Here is a 17,867-nt window from a genome sequence, read left to right as displayed (position 1 = left end):
GGAGCCTTCCTGGCGGGAGTGGCGGGCCGGGATGGTCGGGACGGTCGTAGGCGTTCTCTATGGTGCCCTCCGCGGCCTTGCGGGTGGCGCCGGGCGAGCCCATGTTGAAGATGACGGAGCCTGTTGTTCTGCCGCAGGTTGTCCTTCATCTCGGTGGAGAACCCGTTGTGCGCGAACGGGGACTGGCCGGCGGGGTTGAAGCCGATGCCGTACTTCAGGCCGGTTGGTGCGGTCGCCGCCGTTGGTCTGGATGTCGTCGCCGAACAGGCTGTCCTGCGCGGCGGTCATGAACTCATCCGCGTACACCGACAGCGGCCGGTACGGGCAGCGGGAGTCGCCCGGCTTGTAGTCGTGCGGCTTGCCGTCGTGCAGCCAGGGCATCTGCGCCGGGGAACGCTGGCGTGGGTGCACTCTGCCGCACAGGGCACGGTTTGCAGTCCTTGGGTGCGAACTGCACACGGATGACGTCGGCATTCCAGGCGCGTGTCACGTTCCCCCACTGAATTTTCGCCAACAGTGTCTCCCTCTCGGGAGGGCAGGGGGCCTTTCGTGCGTCTGGGATCAGTGCAGCGCCTTGACCGCCTTCACGATCAGCCCCCGGGCCGCCGCTCCGTACAGGGCCATGCCGCGCAGTTCCTCGAACGCCTTCAGGTACATGGCGATCTCGGAGGGCTGAGTGACCGTGACACGCGCCGAGAGGAGCTCGATCGAAACGAGAGTTCCGTCGTACATGTGGAACGTCTCCATGGGCCAGATGGTCCGTTGCCTAGCCGCCGGGATCACACCGAGCGACACCGTCGGCAGCGCCCCGGCAGTCAGCAGGTACCCCAACTGGGCGGCCATGGCGTCGGCGTCGCCGACGTGATGGTGCAGTGCCGTCTCCTCGACCAGGAGCACGAAGCGGTGGCCGGACTCGTGCAACTTCCTCGACCAGCCGCGCCTTCGCTTGGGCTGCGGCCCTGCTGCGGACTTCCACGCCTGGTAGCTGTCCACCACTTCGGGATACGAGTCACGCATTTCGAGGTGTACGGCCGACTCGCCGGCGGAGCGCAACAGCTCAGGGAACGTCGGGACGCTCGATGGCATCGCACGCCTCCCGGATCATCGGCACCATCCTGGCTGGGATGCGGACCACCGCTTCGTGGCCCGGGATCGGGCCGCCTCTGCCCACCCCTGCTCGCCGTCGGCCTAGCCCCCGCCGACGCGCAGGTGCGAGGGCATCCGGGCGCCCGCGTAGATGGAGAACCCCTGCGGTGACGCGCCCTCAGAGTGGTCTGCACCGAGCGTCCAGGCCTGCGTGGCGGAGTGCCCAAGGGCAACTCCCAGCCGTCCAAGGTCGCAGCCATGGTTGCGCACCTGCGCGCTGCGCAGCGTGCCGTACGAGTTGGTGCCCCAGGTGAAACCAGGCGGCACCCTGGTAGCGCCTATGGCCCGGGAGTTCTGGAGCGGCGCAATCGTCCGTATCGCTCCAGGAGGGAGGCATCTCTGAAGACGAGCTCGTCGCCCAGGCGCCACGCCCGGCCCTGGTAGGGGCCCACGACGATAGAGCCGCGGGGGACGGAGAGCACCCCGCACAGCACACCCCATCGGCGGCCAGCGCGCGCTGGCCCGCCCGGACTCGGCGCGTCGCCGGGCATTTTGAGGGTATTTCACACTAATCTCCCGTAACTGTACGAAGTCGATCTATCGCAGATCGCACCCACCTCACTCCACCGGAGATGACATGCGCAAGTTTCGCAAGGCTGCCGTCCTGGTTGCTGCCCTCGCCAGCGTCGGACTCCTGAGTGCCGGCACTGCCCACGCCGGCGGCCATGGGCACGGCCACCACAAGAGCGGCGACCACTTCAACATCCAGCAGAGCTCCAAGTGCACGTCGCACGACCTGAACGTCGACGTCCTCGGTCAGGTCGGCGTCCTCAACGGCCTGGGCGGCAACCTGCTGAACGGCGAGGGCAACTCGGGCGCACAGGACACCCACATCGGTTCGAGCATGGGCTGCGGCAACAGCGCCTTCTAAGGCCTGTCCCGTAAACCATCTCTGAATGGGTGGATGGGGGGCGTGGCCGGTGGCTGTTCCGGCCGCGCCCTCTATCCGGCGAGGTTGAGGTTGTGCAGGCGGGCGATTCCGCGCATGGCATGGTGCACGCCCTCTCCCCTGAGGCGGCAGTCGCGCAGGATCTTCCAGCACTTCATGCGTGCGAAGACGTGCTCGACGCGGGCGCGGACTTGCTTGTGGGACTGGTTGTGCGCCCTTTCCGGGCCGGCAGTTCCTCGCCCTTGCGGCGGCGGTGCGGCGCAGGCGTCGGCTCGCCGCCCGGCACGCCCACCACGATGCACCAGCATGGCGGCACAGGCACGGAGACCTGCCCCGGCTCCGGCCGGCCCGCCTCGTAGGAAACACCTCGACCAGCCCCGGCTGCCCGCCCTGGTGGAGCGGACGGCCGGGGCCCTTCGTTGCCGTACGAGGTCGGCGAGCGGTGCGTCGACCTCGTACGGCGATGAGGATCAGGGTGTCGATCAGCGTGGCGGATGCCCCGCTCGACCCGTACGTAGATGGCCTTATCCATGCCCGCCCTCTCGGCAACTGCCTGTTGCGTGAGGTTGGCGTGGAGCCTGGCCGCCCGGATCTGGTCCCCGATGGCCCGGCGACGGGCGAGCACCCAGTCGAGCGGCGGTTCGGAGGGCACGCGAGCACGCTGCAGCCCGGGTGATCAATCGTCTGTACAGGGAAACCGCGCATTCCGGCATCATCGTCAGGGTCACGAGTACCTTGCGGCTGGCATATTCGCGATGGCAAGCTCGGGATCACCCGCCCCATACCGGCCTCCGTTGAGAAGGCGCTGCGCGGATACAGCGAATCCGACTGGGCCACCTTGGCGCTGTTCGGGATCTCCGTCCCGCTGACGCTCCTGTCTTCTCGTTGGTCGTGACTGTGGCGCAGGAAGCCGTCTCGTATGGGATGTCGGTCAAGGTCGGTCCGACAGTCCAGTCGATCACTTCGCAGGTTACGAACGAGTCGCTCCAGGCCGGCTTCTATGTCCTCATGTTCGGTACGGCGATCGCCTTCCCGGCGTGGATGATGTCGATGTTCATGTACGGCCTTCTGTTCATGTTCCGGATCATGGCTGGTGGGCCCATGACCTACCGTGTCCCGAGAGGCGGGCGGACTGCTGTCGCCGGTCTTCGTCTTCCGTCCCGTGTGGTCGGCAGCCAGCATCATCATCAAATGCGCTGAAGCGATTGACGCGTCGGGCGAGCAACACATCGAGAAAATCAGCGCGATACCCGGCCAACGCCAGCACAGCGAAGAAGGACATCCTGCGCGCGGACGTGGTGCGCGGCATCGCGCCGTGGTTCTCTCAACGGCGGACCAGAATCAGGAAGCACACTGCGCTGGCTATCGGGTGGGTGCAGGAGGTGGAACTGGACCTGTACTGCAAGTCGAAGCCGACGGCCGGAAACTGGCCAACTTGTGGCTTCCAGCAGCAGGGTGAACAGGGCGGGAGCGGCGACCCTGCCGATTGCCCACGAGAACTGGTAGAGGCCCTGCGTGAAGCCCCCGGCCGCCTCGGGGGTGAGGCTCACGGACAGTTCACTCAACGCCGGGCCGAGGAGGATCTCTGCCACGCTGAACAGCGCGATCGCGACAACGAGGGCCGACCAGGTGGTGAAGGCGAGGTAGGGCAGCGCAGGCAGCGCGAACGCCCCCATCCCCACAGCCATGATCAGGTATCCGGCCGCCACGGCGCGGCGGGGCACCTTCGGCGCCACGTGCGCGGTGATAGCTGTCCAACACCCGGAGGCGATGACGGTGTTGATGACGAACAGCACACTCGCCGCCGATGCGGGAAGCCCCAGGTCGCGGGTGGTGTAGACGGCGACAAGCACGGCGAGGACGGCCTGAGCGAGGACGTAGGGGATGTTCGCGGCCACGAGCAGCAGGTAGCGGCGCGCGTCGTCCGCCCGGGTCACCAGCGCACTCGGCGGCGCGTCCTCCGGTTCCGGGGGAGTGGTGGTGAGGGCGGCGAAACAGGCGGCGGCCAGCAGGTAGGTTGCGGCATCAACCGCGATCATCCACCACAGCGAGCCCTTCCCGAACACCGCCACGTCCGGCCCCGGCCGCAGCGGCGGACCCCGCGGCGAGACCGATGTTGCGCAACGAGCCGGTGAACGCGAACCACGGACCGGCGCTCCTCGGATTCGGTGACGTGCATGATCAGGGTGCGCTGCGCGGCGTTCATCTCGAAGTGGGCGTTAATGGTCTTCGTGCCCGAGCGAACCATTAAGGCCGCCAAGTAGTCGCCGCGGCCGGCCAGGTCCTCGGAAGCTGGTGTGCGGCTGCCGACGCCGCCGTGGCTCAGAGCGGTTCGCCGGTTGCGCACATCCCATCCCGCACGAGCGACGAAGCGGAGTACGGCAGTTCAGCAGGAGTGCGGCCCTGCGGCTCATATGGGGCGGGGACCGGAGTCAGAGGTGTGCTCAGAGGGCTTCGGCGAGTTCCTCGATGCGGTCGGCGAGGTGGGGGTCGGGGTGGGGGACGCTGCCGAATTCGTCGTCTTCGTCGGTTGTCAGGCGTTCCACGAGGGCGCGCAGGGCCGGGTTGGGTGCGCGGTGGCTATGGCGGGTGGTGTGGCGGATGTTCAGTCGGCCGGCTGGGATGAGGTCTTCGGAGTCGAGGTCGGCGGCTTGGTCGGCCCAGTGGTCGGCGTCGCGGCGTTCGCCGCGTGCGAGGTGCAGGAGGTAGAGGCAGTAGGCGGCTGTGGGGTTGCCTGAGCCTGCGGCGAACTGCCACCAGAACTGGGCGGCTTCGTGGCTCCCGGCCAGGTTGAGCAGGCAGGCGAACTGCAGTGCGCCGTCGGGTTCGATGCGGCGGGCGTTGACCAGACGGGCGAGGTGTTCGGCGGCGTCGATGCCGTTGAGTGCCTCTGCAGAGAGGGCGTCCAGGTCTTTGGCCGCTTGGTCGTGGAGGGCAGGGAAGAAACTGGCCGGGGTGGCCGGGGTGGTGCGCGCGATACCGGCGCTGCGGGAGAGCGCGCTGTCGAACAGGAGGGTGTTCATGACGTCGTGGGCGACCTCCTGTTTGGAGGCGGCCAGGTCGTAGTCGGTGAAAGCGTCGGGGATCACGGCGTCGTCCAGGGCTTCGTCGAAGCTGCGCGGATGCTGCATGGGTCAGTCCTTCTTCTCGTCAGCGACCGCGTACGGGGGCAGGCCGAGCTTCTTGGCTATTCGTCGCCGGGCCAGGCGCCGGTGGGAGCGGACGGTGTCCCGTTCGACGCCCATGATGCTGGCGACCTTGTCGGAGGGGTAGCCGAGCACGTACAGCAGCACGATCGCGTCGTACTGCCGCTCGGGCAGGGAGGCGATGGCGGTGTAGAGGCCCAGGGCGGTCTCCATCACCGCGAACGTGCAGCGCACCGACTCCAGCACCGCGGACGCGGTGCGCTGGAAAGCGGCGGTCTCCACCAGCTGCGGATCCAGGCCGGCCAGCCGCAGGTGGGTATCCACCCGGACTTTCAACAGCGCCCACGCGTATGCCTCCGGGCTCTCTTGGCGCATGACCCGTTCCCAGTTCAGGGCCAGATGGGAGAAGCAGCGGCGCACCACGGCGCGGGCGGCGTCCTTGTCGCCCAGCATCGTGTGGGCGTAGTTGAGGTAGGCCTTCACGTACATGTCGTGGAAGGCCTCCAGTGCGGGCGGCATGCAGTACTGCACTTCGGCCAGTCGCTCGCCGGAATCATCCGGCGACGGGAGAGGGGCGTTCACGGCTGGGCCTCCTCGTCGCGGCCGACGGGAACCAGGGCCTCACTCTGGAGGGAGCCGCGTGAGCGGTCCTCTATCAGCGCGGCAGCTCCCACCCGCACCCCGGCGCGCAGCAGACGCCGCGTCAGGTGGCGCAGGTCCGGGGTGAAGACACGCACGGCGGTGGCGAGCAGCAGCAGGGCGAAGACGTCATCAGGCGTCACGGCTTGTCCTTCTCTTCTGGACGGCACCGTCAACTTCCCCGGGTGCCGGAGGACTTCGCTGTCCTCAAGACGCAGCCTTTCGGACCGGGCCGGTCAAACGTGCAACGCGACTTTCGAAAAAATTACGAGTAGCGACCGTTCGCTTACCTGCAGCCGAAAATCACACGCCCCACCTGCCGCAATCAGTGATCAGGTGGGCGCTCTCGGGCATGTCTGACCTGGGGTGATGGGCGACCAGTTCGTAAGTGCGGCACGGCTCTAGGGCACCTCGATGGCAGTGCCATCCGAACCGGATGTGGCGCAGGTCACTCAACTGTCGGCAGGTTTCGTCAGCGGTTATCGGCGGCCAAGCACGAGGCTCTCACGGGTCTCGCCCCGCAGGCCGCCAGCGCCCACCGACCCGGGCATGCCTCTTGCAGCGAAGCCTGCCCACCGGCGCAGCGTCGCTGCGCAACTTCCGGCGGTTTCCCGGCCCACAGGTGGCTGTGGGCCGGGAAACCGCCGGAAGCTCGTACTCCAGGGTTCGGCCGCGCCTTTGCGGTAACGCCCTGCCGGCCTGCGGTCTCGCATTCACCACGACGTTGGCGACCGCTGCCGAACCTGCACCCCAGCCCGCATCCGCCGCGCTGGCCGCCGGGCCCTCCTCGCCCGCCGCCGCCCCAACGTCCTGTGGGCCCCTGATCCGCGACCAACGCCACTACACAGTCCAGCCGCCCCAACTTCAACTCGCCGCCACACGGCAGTCGTCTGCCACCTAAGCACTCGCCAGGACAGGGCCTTTGGCGCCTGCAACGAGATTGCAGTCCGTAGACCCCCACTCCAGACCCGACAGGCCCGAGCGCCGGTCCTGGTAGCTAGGGTGCAGCGCATGCGATCGCTGATCACCTCCATCCACGAAGACGACGACACTGCCGATTTCCTGGCCTGGCCCGGCGACTTTGACCCCGACCGAGGCGACCATGTCGAGGAGGTCCACCTCGCGTCGGGCGCGACGTTGGAGGGATTTGCAGGTGACGGTGCTGGGGGTACGTACTTCTTCTGCGGCGATGGCGGCGAGGAACGCCCGGTCCTCTACGCAGACTCCGAGGGCGGCGCGGCTCTGGTCGCGATCGGTCTGACGGAGCTCCTGCAGCTTCTGCTGGTCGCGCCCTGGTGGCGTGACTGCCAAGCGTTCACTGCGGAGGAGAGCGCCGAGCTGGCTGCCGAGTACCTGGAGGACATGCCCGACCTGGTGGCTCGGAGGGACCGTGCGGCCGCTGCTCTCGGCCTTGTCCTTCCCACCGAGGCCTCGAACGAATCGTTCGGCGGCTGGACCAGGACCTTCACCGACCCCCGGCTCTGCGCGGCGATCCTCGACCGACTCACGTTTGACGGCACCATCATCGAGACCGGCACCAACTCCTACCGCCTCGCCAGCACCCGGGCACGAGCTGAAGAGCCCGTCAAGGCTCGCTGACCTCGTGGAGGGCGGGCTTCGTCGTCCAGCTACTGACTACAAATGGGGTGTCACCGGTGGCCACTGGGGTGATACAAGGCGCAGGCCCGGGCAGTGTCGATGGGCTCGTGTTCAGGCACATGCAGAAAGTGGTTCAACTGCCACGTCTGCGTGTTGCGGGCTTGCTGGCTGGTGGTCGTCACCCACGGCGGATAAACACGGAACGCCCGCTTCCCGCCGGATCCGTTCCTTGACACGATGCCCCGTTCACAGAGCACGTCTCGAGGAAACACGAACTGTCCGAACCGTTGGTCCTCGCGAGTGCTGATGACGAAGAGATCAACGGGATCTTCAGCGTCGAACGGCTGGATCGGCCCGCTCGCGGACCTCTTCCACACAGTGACGAACTGACCGACTTTCGTCGGGGTTGTCTTGGCCACGCGAAACCTGACCGAAAAGCCATCCAGCGTGAACTCGCATGCCCCGTACTCAGTGCTCTCCGCTTCAGGCACCGGCTGTGAGCACGTGAAACCACTGGGGTCATACACCAGTTCCTTTGCCACCAACAGATCACCGGGGATCCCAGCCGCACTCGGCCAAGACCCGGGATCACGGGCGCCAAGCTCCGAAGAGACATCACGTTCCATCGACATTCCTGCATCCTGCCACCACCAGCCACCGAACGCATGAGCGACCCAGCCTGCCGGTCATCCTCACCGCAGGGCACCCAGACGACGAACCCAGTCGAGCGCAGACACTGGTGGGCGGCTGGCACCCCGCTGTTCGCCGGCATAACAGTGCCGTCACTTCTGGTGAACATCCACGAGCCGGTTGATAACCAACTGCTCCCACAACCCGTCGACAAACGTTGTTCCTAGAAATGAACGAAGCCAACCTGGCAACGGTGACGTGGTCATGCGTCGTGCTTCAGCCGCAGGTTCGGCTCGGGAGCCCAGACGCCGAGAGAGACGGTCCGGGTATTCCACAGAGTCCGTGTGGCCTCGCTGATCTGCTCGCGCTCGTCTCGGTGAGCCCTTCAACCGGATCGAAGCCCAGTTCACCTCCCTGCGCTACTTCGCCCTGGACGGCACCGACCACCCCAGCCACGAGCCCCAGGGCGGCATGATCCGCCGCTACATCATCTGGCGTAACAAGCACGCTCAGGATGAGCGCCTACGCATGCTGGTGACAAGGCGAACGTTGCTTGATGCGGCACTAGTTGTTGGTCAGGCGGACGCGCCCCTCGGACCACTCGGCGCCGATGCGGATCACCTGGCACACCGACTCGTGGGCGAAGCCCGGTGACAGCCGTGACGTCCTCAGCCGATCGCTCGCGTCTTGGCCGTGGCGTCGAAAAGGGGCCATCCGTCGATCTCTTCGTCGCGGGGTTGTCGGGACGCCCACCCGCGGGCCTGGGCCACGTCGAGCAGGGCCCGGGCGGTGCCGGGTTCGTGCAGGTTCAAGCTTCCGCCCTCGGCTTTGCAGACCTCCCCGGAGTGCATCGGACAGCCGTCCGGGACGAGTCTGCCGGGGCCCGCTCGGAAGACGATGCGCAGGGCCCCCGGGTCCCGGCCAGGTAGAGCGCGAGGGTCTCGCGGCAGTCCTCGTACCCCCGGCCGGCGCCCAGCGCGCGGTGGGCGTGGCGCACCGACCACATGTAGGTGTCCTCGTCGGCCATGAGGCGCCGGGCCTTTCTTGGGTTGCGAGCCATCAGCAGTTCATCCCTGGTCGGGTCGGGTGTCCAGGCAGCAGCGTACGAAGTCCTGGACCACGGGGTCGGTGTCGTTCGAGGGGGCCCAGGCGACGCCGACCCGGCTGGGGCTGAGGCCGCTGACGGGGCGGTAGGTGACGCCTGGGCGGGCGTAGAAGCGGGCGGAGGACTCGGGGGTGAGGGCGATGCCGTAGCCGTTGGCGATCGCGCTGAGCCAGTCGTCGGGTTGGTCGGTGACGGCCCCGACGCGGACCGGTTGGCCTTCGCGTTCGTCGGTGGCCAGCCAGTACTCCCGCCACGCGCCGGTTTCGGGCGGGGCCGCCACGAACGGCTCGTCCCACAGGTCTCGGAAGGGGATCCGCTCGCGCGCGGCGAGCGGGTGGGCGGCGGGCAGGGCGACCCAGCGGGGCTCGGTGAACAGCACCTCCACGCGCAGGGCGTCCTGGCCGGGGAAGGGCAGCCGCAGTAGGGCGACGTCGACGTCCGCGTCGGCGAGCCCGGCGGTCGGGTTCGACCACGACGCCTGCCGCATCTCGGCCCGCCAGCCCGGCCTACGGCGGGCGAACGCCGCGATGATGCCCGGGGTGGTCTCGTTGGCGGCGCTGGCGAGGAAGCCGATCCGCAGGACGCGGGCCGCCCGGCGGGCCGCGGTCCTCGTGTCGCTCAGGACCTGATCCCAGTCGGACAGGAGCGCGGGGATCCGCTCCGCCAGGGTGCGGCCGGGGCCCGTGAGGGCCATGCCGGCGCGGGACCGGGTGAACAGCGCCAACCCGAGCAGGGTTTCCAGCTGCTTGATCTGTTTGGTCAGCGCCGGCTGGGACACGAACAGCCGTTCAGCGGCGCGGGTGAGGTTCCCCTCCTCGGCCACTGCGACGAAGGAGCGCAGCAGTCGGGTGTGGACGTCCATGCCGTCAGGTTATCGATGCAGGTATTGGACGCCCAAGAGGGAGCAGAGCGAGGGTTTCCACAGGGGGCCGACGGTCGGCCGACCCCGGTGTGCCGAACGGAGCTTGGGCATGTTCATCGCCTACCTATGCGTCACCGTCCTCACGATCCTGGCCAACGCCTGGGAGGCCGTCACCAACTTCGCGAGAGCCCGGTCCGTCCTCGCCAACGCGGCCGAAGTGGGCGTCCCACACTCCTGGCTCCCAATGCTCGGCGCGCTGAAGGGGGCCGGAGCCGTGGGGCTCATGCTCGGGCTCCTGGGCTTCCGGTTGATCGGGATCGCCGCCGCGACCGGGCTCGTGCTTTTCATGGTCTGCGCCGTCGCCGTCCACGTCCGGGCCCGTGTCCTCTACAACATCGCCTTTCCCGGTGCGTTCCTGGGGCTGGCCGGCGCGGCTCTGGTCCTCGCCGTCGTGCGGTGAACGGTCGGGCGTCAGTTGGCGACCGGTGTGGGGCTCGAACAGACTGGATGAAGGGGTGGCCGCTGCAGGCCGCGCTGGGCGGCCCCGAGATCCGCAAACGGCGCCTCTACACCCGCATCCTCGCCCGCTGCACCATGAACGCCTGGCGCATGCTCACCCCCGAAATATCGCCCGCCCCCAAGAGCCCCAAGCACACCGGCCGCGCCCAAGTCGTCCTCGGCGGCACCGCGCACGAGACACCAGTCCTCTTCTTCACCGAGCATGAAGCCAGGGAATGGGCGATGAACGGCACCCACTGCCACCCCGGATACCACTATGGACAGCCCCTCGGCGCCCGTATCCGCACCCGAATTCATCCCGCCGGACGACGATGCGCCCCACCTCACCAAGGCGGCTCCGCAAGGCGCTGACACGCTCCCGACGCAGCCCCCCGAGACCGCCGCCCACCCCCAGCGGCGAAGAGCCGGCATCGGCGCCCGCCGTCTCCGAGGACGACGCCGTCGGGCTGCGCCAGGCCCAGCAGCACCTGCCCGACGTCACCCTCAACACGCTGCGCTGGGCCCGCGCCAACGAGATGCCGATGGTCTTCCCTGATGTCGCCTGGGGAAGGCCATCGCGCCGCGTTCGGCCGCGCTCCATTAGGGGCCCTGTAGCTTTCGCCGAAAAATCAACGCCAAGGGTGCGACCACACCTCTGACCGGGGCGGCCACGCCCGGCCCCGGCATGGATGCGTTCAGCGGTAGAGCCTTATGCCCACAAGTCCGCCCACGCCCGCGCTCCCTTGGCCACCACATCGATGTCCGGCACGCCGTCCGACACCAGGTCCTCCCACCGCCGCGCCTCCGCCTGCGCCAGCACGAAAACAGCCTCGGGGGACGCCTTACGGAACGCCGGGAGCTTCGACGCCCACAGTCTGGCCTCCTGAGGAGTGTGGCCGACAGCGACCACCAGCGTGCGGTGGATGACCCACCCCCGCAAGAGCGCCTTACATGCGGCAAGGTCTCCGAGCCATCGCGCGGGCTGCAAACGACAAAAGGGCGGTCTGCCGACTACCCGCGGGACCGCCCGTTCTGCCGCTCGTGGTTTCGCTGTTCCTGCGTGAGGGCCGGTAAGTGGGGTTTGTGCTGGGGGTATGGCTCGTGAGCGGTCGGTAGAGGGTGCTCCTGTCACGTCTTCTGTGCGGGCGGGTGATGCGGGGTTGCTGCGTGGTGTGGTGGTGCGGCGTCTGCTGGCGGTGGACCAGAGCGGATCGCTAGGGACGCTCCATGTGCGGATTCGCGGCTGAGGCTGCGGGGGTGTCGGAGCGGGCGGTGTGGCGGGGGCTGGCCGAGGGCCGTGAGGGTCCGATCGAGGCACGGTCGCGCCACGGTGGCCTGTCGTTGAGCGACGGGATATGGGCGGTGCTCGGTGAGGTGGGCGGGAACGTCGAGGCGTTGCACCGGCGGCTGCGGGTGGGGTAGCCGAGGAGGAGCGCGGACGGCCCGCGTCCCGTCCCTCCTCGCGGGGCCCGTCCCTTGACATCGCGGCGCTGTTGTGGCTGGTCAGGGCGGTGAAAGGGCCTTTTTCGCCCTCGGTCATAGTGGGCGTCATGGACTATGACGTAGTGGTGGCCGGAGGCGGCCCGGTCGGACTGATGCTGGCCTGCGAGCTCCGGCTCGGAGGCGCGCGGGTGGCCGTCCTGGAGCGCCTCACCGAAGTGGACCCGACGATCAAGGGCGGGGCGATCACCACGCCCAGCGCCGAGGCGCTCTACCGCCGGGGCATGCTGCCCGCGCTGGCCGAGGTGCAGCGGCAGGCGATGGACCGCTTCCAGGCGTTCATGCGCGAGCGGAACGGCGGGGACGGAGGCGGGGCTGCAGGCCAAGGGCTCGGGTTCGTCGGGCACTTCGCCGGGATCATGCTGCGCGCCGACCTGGTCGACCGTACGGAGCCGGGCTTCGGTGATGCCGGACCCGCCGCCGAGATCGCTCTCGTGGCGCAGCAGGACATCGAGCGGCTGCTCGGCGGGCGGGCGGACGAGCTCGGCGTCGACGTGCACCGGGGAGTGGAGCTGACCGGCTTCGACGCGGACGACGGGGCCGTCACCGTGCGGACGAGCGGCGGGGCGATACGCGCCGGCTGGCTCGTGGGCTGCGACGGCGGCCGCAGCACGGTCCGCAAGCTCGCGGGGTTCGAATTTCCCGGTACAGACCCGGAGATCACCTGTCACCAGGCGGTCGTGGAGATGACCGGCGCCGAGGACCTGAAGGTCGGCTGGACCGCCACGGACACCGGGGTGTACGCCCACGGGCCGATGCCGGGCCGCGTCGTCACCGTGGAGCTCGACGGCCCGCCGGCCGACCGCGACGCGCCGGTCACCACCGAGGACCTCCAGGCACGGCTGCGCCGCGTATCCGGCGTGGACGTCACGATCACCGGGGTGCGGACCGCGACCCGCTTCACCGACCACGCCCGCCAGGTCACCGAGTACCGCAAGGGCCGGGTGCTGCTGGCGGGTGACGCGGCGCACGTGCACTCCGCGTTCGGGAGCCAGGGGCTGAGCCTGGGTATCGGGGACGCGATGAACCTCGGCTGGAAGCTCGCCGCGGTGATCGGCGGCCGGGCGCCGGAAAGGCTGCTGGACACGTACACCTCCGAGCGGCACCCGGTCGGCGCGTGGGTCCTGGACTGGACCCGGTCCCAGGTCGCGGCCATGCGCCCGGACCCGCAGTCCCGGGCCCTGCGCGAGATCGTCAGCGACCTGGCGGGGACGGTCGTGGGCACCACGTACCTCACCGCGCGGCTCAACGGTGCCGGGGTGCGCTACGAGCTGCCGGGCGAGCACCCGCTGACCGGCCGCAGCGCCCCGGACCTCGAACTCACCGACGGCGGCCGCCTCGCGGACCACCTCCACGGCGGCCGGGCGCTCCTGCTCGACCTCACCGACGACCCGGAGCTCCGGGCCCTCGCCGCGGGGTACGCCGGCCGCGTCGACACCCTGACGGCCGGCTGCCCGTCCCGCCCGGAACTGGCGGCGGTCCTCGTCCGTCCGGACGGCTTCACGGCATGGGCGGCCGACGCGGGGGCGCAGGCGCCGACGTCGACGGCCGGGCTGGCGGGGGCGCTGGAGGAGTGGTTCGGAGTGCCGGAGGGCGCGGTGACGCCGGGCTGATCCGCTGCTCCGGGTGGGGCGGGGGGCGTGAACTGTGCCCCCTGCCCGCCGTGTTCGTGGTCTTCCACTATGGCCCGGGAATCCGGCCGCCGGGCATCGTGGGAGCCGCGTCGGGCAGCACCGGCAAGGCCCCCGCACCGGCCGTGGTGAGAGTGCGGACCGGCGCCGCCGATCGTCTTGCCCCGCTTGCGGGCGGACTCGTGGCCTTCGAGGGCGCGGTCGCGGACGTACTCGTGTCTGATCGTCCCCAGGAGAATAGCGCAAGGGCGGAATACTGCCTTTTCACCAGTGCCGTCGCCAGACCACCGAAGCGATCACCGGGGGCGTCACCGGCTCCCTGCAGCAGCCGCAGCTGCTCGTCCTCGGGCGGTACGACGCCGACGGCCGGACCACGCCGCTGAAGCCGGACGCCGCCAGGCAGCTCACCGACCACCTCACTGAAGCCGACCCCGAACATCCGTGGACGGGCGTACGGTTCACCGCCTCCTGGAGGAGCCGCGACACCCTCGACCCCATCCTGGTCATCCCCGAGCTGGTCGCGGAGATCAGCGCCGGCACAGCCATCGACCGGGGCACCTGGCGGCACCCGCTGCGCTACGTACGAATTCGAGCGGAGATGCATCCGATGCAAGTGCTGAAGTTCGGAGAACCGGACGAAACGTCAGGTGGAGGCAACACCCGAAGGACGCATAGCCGCGCTGATCTGCCTCTTACCTCAACCGGCGCAGCGACGCCAGGTTGTTGCATCAGATGCAACAACACGCAGGGACCCCCAGGTCGTCCGCATCGCCCCGGCACCGACTGTGCGTGAGCGCTTTCAACGAGAGCCTGGGTAACACAGCGGATGTCGGATCCTCGCGCATGGTTGAGTGCCCGGACCGCAGCGATCAGCAGCTGGCCGGCCGTTTCGGTGCCCACTCCGGGCAGGGCGACCAGGCTGGGTGCCGCCTTGGTCACGAGGGGGGTGAGGTCTGCGTCGGCCTCTTTGATCTCCTGCTGAAGGGCCTGGTAGCGCCGGGCCAGGCGGCGGAGCGCGGTCTTGGCCTCGCAGGCCGGGTCTGTGAGGTCACCGGCGGGCCGGGTCCGGGCAAGGGTCGATCAGTAGGCTGGTGGGCAGTCCTCGCAGTTTGTCTCGCAGAGCGGAGGGGCGGTGACCATCAGGGCGCGGATCTGATTGGTGGTTTGCGTTCGGGCCTTGACCGCGCTCCTGCGAACCACGTGCGGATGGCTTCCACAATGCCGTCCCGGCTCTTCGGCGTTCCGCTCGCGCGACCGGACAGGACTGCGGTGGCCGCTGCGTAGGCGTCGATCGGATCGGACTTGCGGTGAGTCCGGCTGGCCTTGCGGTCCGGGCGGTCGACCTCGACGACTGCGAGGCCGTTCACCGTCAGGAACCGGGCGAGTTCGGCGCCGTAGGCTCCAGTGCCTTCCATCCCGACCGCGATGAGGTCGCTCTGGGCCCGCAGCCAGGCCAGCAGTTGCTCGTAACCGGCCGAGGTCGTCTCGAAGGACTGCGTGTCCAGGTGACGGCCGACCGAGTCGATCACTGCGGCCTGGTGGATGTCCGTGTGGGTGTCGACTCCGCCGATCACCGCTATCCCGGGCGCGGTCATGCTTGCTCTGCCGTCCTTCCGTAAGAGGCGTGGAACAGCGTGTGCTGCCCGGACAGACGGACAAGACAGTGAAGAGGCCCGACGGCCAAGGCCCTATGAGGTTGCAAACGCCCACGAGCACACGCAGCGGCATCACCCCGGGGCCGACGGTTCAATCGATGGACAGCCGAAGCGCCAGTCAGACCCAGAGTCAGAACCCCGGGCGATGCCGCGTACATCCTCATTGTCAGACCCGTGCGCCACGCTTGATCTATGCGAACACTCTTGAGCGGCGAAGTTCACGTGGCCTACGGGCAGATCTATGTCTGCAGCGACGACGGCCACTCCCTCGAAGATTCTTTCGCCGGGCAGCGGGCCGGGCTGTGCGGCGGGGCGGTGCCAGGCGAGCTCTTTCTGCTGACCGGAATGCACACCGGCTCCGTCCCGTTCACCGTTGAGCTGCACGAGACGGAGCCGCCCCTGGACGCCGACGTCTGGGAGGACATCGTCGAGGTGTCGTTCCGGCCCGAATCGGACGAGATCGAGCTCGTGGAGTGGGACAGGCGCCGGTATCCGCTCCCCCTCTCCGAGACCTCGTACCGGGTCCGGTACCACTGCCGGGGCATGGACGAGGCGCACAACGCCGTACGCGACGCGGGCGAACCCGTGCGGGATGAGTATCTGCTGCGATTCTGGCCGAGCCCGCCGGCCCCGGACCGCGTGGTCAAGGAGACCAGCCAAACCGCAGCCTATTGGCACGAGTTCGCGCGCAAGCAGCCCCCGGGCCCCACCCCCGAGGAGCGAGCCGAGGCCGAGCGCCAGGCCCGCGAGGAGGAGGAGCGCACCGAACTGCAACAGGAGATGGACGCGTGGGGCGGGCGCCTGCCCAGCGACCGGCTGCGGGATGTCCGGGACAAGCTCCGGGGGGTCCAGGGCTATCCGAAGGGCCTCGTGGGCCTTGATGCCGCACTCGTGCACGCGATCGACGCCGCAGGCCCCGAGGAACAGCGCGCGCTCGCCCGCTGGGCAGCGCACCGCGCCTGTGCGACAGCAGGGCTCAGCGAAATCGACTGGGTAGCGCGTGGCCTGGTGGAGCTCGACCGGGGCGAGCCCTACTCGCCGCCGCTGGACCACCCACGACGGCTGCGGGACGCCGCACTCTCCGACGCACGCATTCCCCACTCCCACGACGGAACCCCCGGCTTGCCCCAGGTCGCCGCCTTCGCCGCTCTCTTCGATGCTGCCGCCCCCGACCCCCTCAAGGCGGCGCTCGACGCCCTCCTCGCCACGGCGGTCACCCATGACACCGACTGCCCCCACCTCTTCACGGAGGTCCGCCGCACCTTCCCAGCGACAGCCATCGCCCCAGAGGCGGAGAGGAACGACCACCAGTAGCGTCACCACGTGCTTCCGTATCGCGCCCCGAGCACAGCACCGTGCCCAGCTGAGCCAGCTCAGACTGAGGATGGAAAACGCTCAGTGAGGTGTCTGCCGGTGATCCCGCTACCTTCCACCCCGCTTCGGTGTCCGGTCCGGGGGTAACGGCTCGATCCGCGTCCACTTCGCGTCAGTCAACGGCACACTCGGGACCAACGATCAGATGATCGGAGAGTCGCGGATTAATCGCCCGAGAAGGCAATGCGCAGGTCTCTGTCCGCGCGGCAGCGCAGGCCCCAGGCAGTAGTGTCGAGACGGCCTCCGTCTCAGCACCTATCAGCCGAGCGAGATCCGAACCTTCCAGCTCCCGCACCATCTGGTCCGCTGTTTCACCGCGCAGCGTGGTGTCCCCATAAGGATCGACGTCAGCCAGGGTGGGCAGCTGGTGTCGGCCCAGCGTTTCGAGGGCCGTCCAGAGCTCGTCATCGACGACTATCCGCTCCAGCGTCCCTGCTGCGGGATGCGGTCCTGGTTTCCGTCCGGTCCGGGAGGCCGAGACCCCGCGCCGAAGTTCGATGACGAGAGCCATTCAGCCCCCTCCTCGTTCGTTCCTTCGCTCTGTCCGGTCTGATCGACCGGCAGCCAATTCTTCATAATCCGAGGGAAGCGCTAGGGCGTGTTGCGAAAGTGTGTGCGGCGGCGGACGTGGCGTAGTACTCCTGGAGAGACATGGAGACACGTTTGTTCTCACTTGGAGTCGTCGATGGCCGTTCGCCGTGTCGTGCCCAACATTCAGTCGGAGGCCGTGCAGGAGAGCCGGGAGTTCTATGGCCTGCTGGGCTTCGAAGAGGTCATGAACCACGGCTGGATCATGACGCTCGCCTCCCCGTCCACCCCGGCAGCGCAGATCAGCGTCATGACCAGTGACAAGACCGCGCCTGTCACCCCCGACATGAGCGTCGAGGTGGACGACGTGGATGCGGCTTATGCGGTCATGCGGGACAGCGGTGCGGAGATCGTGCACCCCTTGCAGAATGAGGAGTGGGGCGTGCGGCGGTTCTTCGTCCGCGACCCCAGCGGACGGGTGGTCAACGTGCTGGGCCACCACTGATGGCCTCTCCCGCACCTTTGGCGAAAGTGCTGGTCACAGCCACTCGTTGATGGCTGCGATAAGGACGGTGGCCTCATAGCGGACGGCGAGTTTGATGCCCCTATGGATGTCAAGCAGCGGCTGGTGGGGGTACCGCCGTGTTTCTGGGCGGCACGATCGT

The 17,867-nt window shown here is 68.6% G+C and carries 19 protein-coding genes and 5 pseudogenes; 10 read left to right on the top strand and 14 right to left on the bottom strand.

Annotation, left to right across the window (positions count from 1 at the left end; all coding sequences use genetic code 11):
* Positions 1–561: 561 nt before the first annotated feature.
* A pseudogene (locus tag J7I98_RS33745) lies at positions 562–1,062 on the bottom strand (Scr1 family TA system antitoxin-like transcriptional regulator); the annotation flags it as partial.
* A gap of 126 nt (positions 1,063–1,188) precedes the next feature.
* Positions 1,189–1,413 (bottom strand): hypothetical protein, encoded by a 225-nt coding sequence (locus J7I98_RS43100; protein ID WP_214928866.1) that lies wholly within the window; start codon positions 1,411–1,413, stop codon positions 1,189–1,191.
* A gap of 310 nt (positions 1,414–1,723) precedes the next feature.
* On the opposite strand from J7I98_RS43100, the gene J7I98_RS33735 reads away from it, so the two are divergent.
* Positions 1,724–2,017: a hypothetical protein gene (locus J7I98_RS33735; RefSeq protein WP_214928865.1), complete on the top strand. Its 294-nt coding sequence runs from the start codon at positions 1,724–1,726 to the stop codon at positions 2,015–2,017.
* A 71-nt stretch (positions 2,018–2,088) separates the two neighbouring features.
* Here J7I98_RS33735 and J7I98_RS33730 read toward each other — a convergent pair.
* Positions 2,089–2,294 (bottom strand): annotated as a pseudogene (locus J7I98_RS33730) (transposase family protein); the annotation flags it as partial.
* A gap of 276 nt (positions 2,295–2,570) precedes the next feature.
* Positions 2,571–2,660, bottom strand: a pseudogene (locus J7I98_RS41655) (transcriptional regulator); the annotation flags it as partial.
* Between the two features lie 266 nt (positions 2,661–2,926).
* On the opposite strand from J7I98_RS41655, the gene J7I98_RS33720 reads away from it, so the two are divergent.
* A complete protein-coding gene (locus tag J7I98_RS33720) occupies positions 2,927–3,235 on the top strand; it encodes a hypothetical protein (RefSeq protein ID WP_214928864.1) in 309 nt (102 codons plus the stop codon).
* A gap of 38 nt (positions 3,236–3,273) precedes the next feature.
* Here the strand turns inward: J7I98_RS33720 and J7I98_RS33715 are convergent, their stop codons facing one another.
* The 4 genes from J7I98_RS33715 to J7I98_RS33700 all read right to left on the bottom strand — a co-directional run bounded on the left by J7I98_RS33715 (position 3,274) and on the right by J7I98_RS33700 (position 5,963).
* A complete protein-coding gene (locus J7I98_RS33715; protein ID WP_214928863.1) occupies positions 3,274–4,107 on the bottom strand; it encodes an MFS transporter in 834 nt (277 codons plus the stop codon).
* Between the two features lie 372 nt (positions 4,108–4,479).
* Complete coding sequence (locus J7I98_RS33710; RefSeq protein WP_214928862.1) at positions 4,480–5,166, bottom strand: hypothetical protein; 687 nt, start codon at positions 5,164–5,166, stop codon at positions 4,480–4,482.
* A 3-nt stretch (positions 5,167–5,169) separates the two neighbouring features.
* The gene (locus J7I98_RS33705) at positions 5,170–5,763 is read right to left on the bottom strand and encodes a sigma-70 family RNA polymerase sigma factor (protein ID WP_308378032.1); all 594 of its coding nucleotides are present in this window, start codon (positions 5,761–5,763) and stop codon (positions 5,170–5,172) included.
* Positions 5,760–5,963 carry a hypothetical protein gene (locus J7I98_RS33700; RefSeq protein WP_214928861.1) on the bottom strand — a complete coding sequence of 68 codons (204 nt, stop codon included), beginning with the start codon at positions 5,961–5,963 and terminating at the stop codon, positions 5,760–5,762. The genes J7I98_RS33705 and J7I98_RS33700 overlap by 4 nt, the downstream gene beginning before the upstream one ends.
* A 1,285-nt stretch (positions 5,964–7,248) precedes the next feature.
* Here J7I98_RS33700 and J7I98_RS33690 point away from each other — a divergent pair.
* A pseudogene (locus tag J7I98_RS33690) lies at positions 7,249–7,419 on the top strand (ATP-binding protein); the annotation flags it as partial.
* Positions 7,420–7,469: 50 nt separating this feature from the next.
* Here J7I98_RS33690 and J7I98_RS33685 read toward each other — a convergent pair.
* A complete protein-coding gene (locus J7I98_RS33685) occupies positions 7,470–8,045 on the bottom strand; it encodes a MepB family protein (RefSeq protein WP_214928860.1) in 576 nt (191 codons plus the stop codon).
* Positions 8,046–8,436: 391 nt separating this feature from the next.
* On the opposite strand from J7I98_RS33685, the pseudogene J7I98_RS42725 reads away from it, so the two are divergent.
* Positions 8,437–8,592: pseudogene (locus J7I98_RS42725) on the top strand (transposase); the annotation flags it as partial.
* A 125-nt stretch (positions 8,593–8,717) separates the two neighbouring features.
* On the opposite strand, the gene J7I98_RS41650 reads toward J7I98_RS42725, so the two are convergent.
* Both J7I98_RS41650 and J7I98_RS33675 read right to left on the bottom strand, forming a co-directional pair.
* The gene (locus tag J7I98_RS41650; RefSeq protein WP_251021589.1) at positions 8,718–8,861 is read right to left on the bottom strand and encodes a hypothetical protein; all 144 of its coding nucleotides are present in this window, start codon (positions 8,859–8,861) and stop codon (positions 8,718–8,720) included.
* A gap of 255 nt (positions 8,862–9,116) precedes the next feature.
* Positions 9,117–10,016: a LysR family transcriptional regulator gene (locus tag J7I98_RS33675; RefSeq protein WP_214928859.1), complete on the bottom strand. Its 900-nt coding sequence runs from the start codon at positions 10,014–10,016 to the stop codon at positions 9,117–9,119.
* Between the two features lie 109 nt (positions 10,017–10,125).
* Between J7I98_RS33675 and J7I98_RS33670 the strand changes: the two genes are divergently transcribed.
* Positions 10,126–10,476, top strand: coding sequence for a DoxX family protein (locus tag J7I98_RS33670; protein WP_214928858.1), 351 nt, complete (start codon positions 10,126–10,128; stop codon positions 10,474–10,476).
* A gap of 47 nt (positions 10,477–10,523) precedes the next feature.
* Entirely contained in the window at positions 10,524–10,886 is a 363-nt protein-coding gene (locus J7I98_RS33665; RefSeq protein ID WP_214928857.1) for a hypothetical protein, read from the top strand.
* 337 nt (positions 10,887–11,223) lie between these two features.
* Here J7I98_RS33665 and J7I98_RS33660 read toward each other — a convergent pair whose 3' ends face one another.
* Entirely contained in the window at positions 11,224–11,454 is a 231-nt protein-coding gene (locus J7I98_RS33660) for a hypothetical protein (RefSeq protein WP_214928856.1), read from the bottom strand.
* A 287-nt stretch (positions 11,455–11,741) separates the two neighbouring features.
* On the opposite strand from J7I98_RS33660, the gene J7I98_RS33655 reads away from it, so the two are divergent.
* Both J7I98_RS33655 and J7I98_RS33650 read left to right on the top strand, forming a co-directional pair.
* A complete protein-coding gene (locus J7I98_RS33655) occupies positions 11,742–11,936 on the top strand; it encodes a hypothetical protein (RefSeq protein WP_214928855.1) in 195 nt (64 codons plus the stop codon).
* 128 nt (positions 11,937–12,064) lie between these two features.
* On the top strand, positions 12,065–13,627 hold the full coding sequence (locus J7I98_RS33650) for an FAD-dependent monooxygenase (RefSeq protein ID WP_251021588.1): 1,563 nt from the start codon (positions 12,065–12,067) through the stop codon (positions 13,625–13,627).
* Positions 13,628–14,784: 1,157 nt separating this feature from the next.
* Here the strand turns inward: J7I98_RS33650 and J7I98_RS33645 are convergent.
* Positions 14,785–15,240: a transposase gene (locus tag J7I98_RS33645; RefSeq protein WP_214928854.1), complete on the bottom strand. Its 456-nt coding sequence runs from the start codon at positions 15,238–15,240 to the stop codon at positions 14,785–14,787.
* Between the two features lie 252 nt (positions 15,241–15,492).
* Here J7I98_RS33645 and J7I98_RS33640 point away from each other — a divergent pair, with 252 nt between their 5' ends.
* Entirely contained in the window at positions 15,493–16,614 is a 1,122-nt protein-coding gene (locus J7I98_RS33640; protein ID WP_214928853.1) for a hypothetical protein, read from the top strand.
* 172 nt (positions 16,615–16,786) lie between these two features.
* Here J7I98_RS33640 and J7I98_RS33635 read toward each other — a convergent pair whose 3' ends face one another.
* The gene (locus tag J7I98_RS33635) at positions 16,787–17,185 is read right to left on the bottom strand and encodes a hypothetical protein (protein ID WP_214928852.1); all 399 of its coding nucleotides are present in this window, start codon (positions 17,183–17,185) and stop codon (positions 16,787–16,789) included.
* 174 nt (positions 17,186–17,359) lie between these two features.
* Between J7I98_RS33635 and J7I98_RS33630 the strand changes: the two genes are divergently transcribed.
* Positions 17,360–17,707, top strand: a complete 348-nt coding sequence (locus J7I98_RS33630) for a VOC family protein (RefSeq protein ID WP_214928851.1) — start codon at positions 17,360–17,362, stop codon at positions 17,705–17,707.
* The last annotated feature ends 160 nt before the right edge of the window (positions 17,708–17,867 follow it).

Origin of the sequence: Streptomyces sp. ISL-98, from assembly GCF_018614055.1 — a bacterium.
In the GTDB taxonomy this organism is placed as follows: Bacteria; Actinomycetota; Actinomycetes; order Streptomycetales; family Streptomycetaceae; genus Streptomyces; species Streptomyces spiramyceticus.
Note: the sequence above shows the minus strand (reverse complement) of the source record. Positions and strands in the feature narration are given on the sequence as shown.

Bases quoted from the DNA above. Each gene is read 5' to 3' on its own strand.
- J7I98_RS33650 (WP_251021588.1), top strand. From the start codon at position 12,065: ATGGACTATGACGTAGTGGTGGCCGGAGGCGGCCCGGTCGGACTGATG.
- J7I98_RS33735 (WP_214928865.1), top strand. From the start codon at position 1,724: ATGCGCAAGTTTCGCAAGGCTGCCGTCCTGGTTGCTGCCCTCGCCAGC.
- J7I98_RS33645 (WP_214928854.1), bottom strand. From the start codon at position 15,240: ATGACCGCGCCCGGGATAGCGGTGATCGGCGGAGTCGACACCCACACG.
- J7I98_RS33670 (WP_214928858.1), top strand. From the start codon at position 10,126: ATGTTCATCGCCTACCTATGCGTCACCGTCCTCACGATCCTGGCCAAC.
- J7I98_RS33685 (WP_214928860.1), bottom strand. From the start codon at position 8,045: ATGGAACGTGATGTCTCTTCGGAGCTTGGCGCCCGTGATCCCGGGTCT.
- J7I98_RS33655 (WP_214928855.1), top strand. From the start codon at position 11,742: ATGTGCGGATTCGCGGCTGAGGCTGCGGGGGTGTCGGAGCGGGCGGTG.
- J7I98_RS33635 (WP_214928852.1), bottom strand. From the start codon at position 17,185: ATGGCTCTCGTCATCGAACTTCGGCGCGGGGTCTCGGCCTCCCGGACC.
- J7I98_RS33710 (WP_214928862.1), bottom strand. From the start codon at position 5,166: ATGCAGCATCCGCGCAGCTTCGACGAAGCCCTGGACGACGCCGTGATC.
- J7I98_RS33640 (WP_214928853.1), top strand. From the start codon at position 15,493: ATGCGAACACTCTTGAGCGGCGAAGTTCACGTGGCCTACGGGCAGATC.
- J7I98_RS33665 (WP_214928857.1), top strand. From the start codon at position 10,524: ATGAAGGGGTGGCCGCTGCAGGCCGCGCTGGGCGGCCCCGAGATCCGC.
- J7I98_RS33675 (WP_214928859.1), bottom strand. From the start codon at position 10,016: ATGGACGTCCACACCCGACTGCTGCGCTCCTTCGTCGCAGTGGCCGAG.
- J7I98_RS33630 (WP_214928851.1), top strand. From the start codon at position 17,360: ATGGCCGTTCGCCGTGTCGTGCCCAACATTCAGTCGGAGGCCGTGCAG.